The sequence below is a fragment of the Frankia sp. AgB1.9 genome, from assembly GCF_016786355.1.
Lineage (GTDB): Bacteria > Actinomycetota > Actinomycetes > Frankiales > Frankiaceae > Pseudofrankia.
The window spans coordinates 1-2927 of the sequence record NZ_JADWYX010000249.1 but is presented as its reverse complement, the minus strand read 5'-3'; the positions used below and the strand labels follow the sequence as shown (position 1 = coordinate 2927).

2 protein-coding genes are annotated in these 2927 nt (G+C 68.7%); both read left to right on the top strand.

The features are described from left to right. A partial coding sequence (locus I6A60_RS40855; RefSeq protein ID WP_203042137.1) for an FAD-dependent oxidoreductase occupies positions 1 to 1032 on the top strand: 1032 nt, incomplete at its 5' end. A gap of 195 nt (positions 1033 to 1227) precedes the next feature. Continuing rightward, positions 1228 to 2622 carry a hypothetical protein gene (locus I6A60_RS40850; protein ID WP_203022135.1) on the top strand — a complete coding sequence of 465 codons (1395 nt, stop codon included), beginning with the start codon at positions 1228 to 1230 and terminating at the stop codon, positions 2620 to 2622. Positions 2623 to 2927 lie beyond the last annotated feature (305 nt).

The following is a 2927-nucleotide window of genomic DNA, read 5'->3' as shown; positions in this document are numbered from 1 at the left end:
CACTCGATGGGCGACACGTTCGCCGTCATGGACACCCTCAACCGCGAGAGCCCGGCCAGCGCGATCGTCGTCGGCGCCGGCTACATCGGCCTGGAAATGGCCGAGGGGCTCACCGCCCGGGGCCTGAAGGTCACTCAGATCGAGATGGCCGATCAGGTCCTTCCTACCGTCGACCCGCCACTCGGCGCGCTCGTCGCCGCCGAACTAGCCGCGCACGGCGTCGAAGTCCTCACCCGCACCGCCGTCCGCGCCGTCGCGCGTGCCGACGCCGGGGCCGCCGGCCGGCTGCGCGTCGAGGCCGCCACCACCACGCCCGACGGGGCCACCGTCGCCCTGGACCGGTACGCCGACCTGGTCCTCGTCGTCACCGGTGTCCGACCCGAGGCCCGTCTTGCCGCCGCCGCTGGTGCGGCCCTCGGCACGCGGGGCGCGATCGAGGTCAACGAGCGGATGGAAACCGGCCTGCCCGACGTCTACGCCGCGGGCGACTGCGCCGTCACCCACCACCGGCTGCTCGGGACGACCTGGCTGCCGCTGGGAACGACCGCGCACAAGCAGGGCCGCGTCGCCGGCGAGAACGCCCTCGGCGGCGACCGGACCTTCGCCGGGAGCCTCGGCACCCAGGTCGTCAAGATCTTCGACGCCGTCGCCGCCCGCACCGGCCTGCGCGACCACGAGGCCCTCGCCGCCGGGTTCGCTCCGGTGACGTCGCAGGCCAGCCCGGATGACCATAAGGCGTACTACCCGGGTGCCGAGCCGATCGCGATCCGCGTCACCGGCGACACCACCACCGGACGTCTCCTGGGCGCCCAGCTCGTCGGACGGCGCGGCAGCGAGGTCGCGAAACGGGTCGACACCTACGCGACCGCGCTGTTCCACGCCATGACCGTCGACGCGCTGGCCGACCTCGACCTGTCCTACACCCCGCCGCTGGGTTCCCCCTGGGACGCCGTCCAGATCGCGGCCCAGACCTGGACCCGCGAACACCACCTCCCGAGCCAGCGACAGGGTCTCCAGGCCGCCCGCGGGTAGCGAATCGACGGGCAGGCACGCATGCGTGGTTGGAGCCACTCATCGGCAGCGGCTCCAACCGCGCGTCCGTCCGCGGTCGTCTGACTGCTGGCCGGCTTCTGAGACCACGCCGGCCGCACCCGCACCGAAGTCGATTGGTCTCTTCGCGGTAGGGGTGCGCGCAGCGCCTGACGGCAGCGGTAACGGGAGGCGCGGGTGCCTGAGGACTCAAGCGCAGGCGGTGACCAATCACGTGCCCGCTCACTCCCACCTGACGCCGCCGATTCCTTGCTCTCCCTCAAACCCGAGGGGCTTTCCAACGAGGCTGCCGGCCAACTGTGCGCGCACCTTCTGCGCGAGTGGCTACGCCTTTTGTGTGACCAGGTCGGATGTCCCTCCGGTGACCTGCCTCGCTTCACGTCGTCCCGGCCGGGCGGCGGCGAGGACCTCAAACCCTGGATTCAGCGCCTGAAGGACCTCAAGCAGGTCCAAACGCCGTCGGCGGCGAGCGCGCCGGTGACCAGACCAGGCCGCGCACAGGGCCGAGACCTGCTGAGCGCGGTGCCCCTCGCCGTTGAAGGCTGCCTTGCGCGACTGTGGGAAGGGACGACCCTCCTCACCGGACCGCCCCCGCCGGCCGATTTCCTTGACGCACTCGCAATGTTGACTTCCGTCACGGCCAGGTACACCATTCCGGCAGCGCTTGAATGGGACCTAACCCTCGCGCGGAGCTATCTGCACGCCGTTTCCTATACCTCGGCGTGCATGGCCAGCGGGCGCGGTTTCACCCGCGATGGCATGGGCGTTCGTGACCTGGAGGCAGAGGTGACCAGATCGCTCGCGGAACTCGGCCGGCTGGCGGGGTGCGAGCCTGCAGGTGGTCTCGTCGCTGCCACGCTGCTGGATGGTTCTCTCGGCCGGCTGAAGCTCTACCTCGACGGGATCGTCGCAAGCCGTCCGATGTTCGAGCCTCGCAGCGCGTTCGCGCAGATCGGGCTACGGGACCTACCCGATCTGGCGGCCCGCACCGACTACGCGATCGACATGTATGGCGACGAAAACCTCTCCCGGCTCTTCGAGCAGGGTTTCGCTCAGCTCTGGGCGACGTTAGGGGCATCGGTCATCGGCTCCGAGCGGGGCGACGAAGATGCCGATACGGCTGTCATCTTCTATCTCCTTCGCGCCGAGGCGTACAGCTTCCTGGCCGTCGCGAAGAGCACCCCGGGCCGGTATTCGTTTCCGACAAGAGACCGGCGCGCGCTCACCGAATACCTCGGATGCGTGCGGAACGGACCGCCGGAACTTGAGCCGAGATTTGTGCTGATCTGCGGGCCAACTCCGACCGGCACGCTGACACTGAAACTTGAGATCCTCTCGACTGACCTGAAAATCCCCATCCGATACTGCACCGCGACCGCGCTCGCCTCACTTCGGGACGAGATTTCGGGCACCGTCGATCCGGAACTCCTGCTAGAAACCGTCCGCCTGCCCGGTGCCATCCTCACGGACGAAAAAACTAAAGGACTGATCAAGGCAATCAGGTTGGACCAGACCGATCACGCGGATTCGGTCCGGGTCGCATCAAGGCGCCGTCAGCGCTTTCTCTACTGAGATTGAACATCGAACCTCGCGCCGCATCCACGCCGACCTCGACCTGGTCGTCCTGGTCTGTGGCGTCCGCCTCGCAGCCACACCCGCGGGGGTGTAGAGCACAGCTATCCCGTCGATGACGGGAACGAACGGAGGGTTCGGCGTGCGGCGCGCGCGCAAGGGGACGGGGCCGCCTGTGGCGATCCCGTCCCCTTGCGAGGTCGACGCGACGTCGTGGGCGGTGACGGCTAGCCGAACCGGCCGGCGACGTAGTCCTCGGTGACCTTGTTGTCGGGTTTGGAGAAGATCTTCTTCGTGGGGCCGAC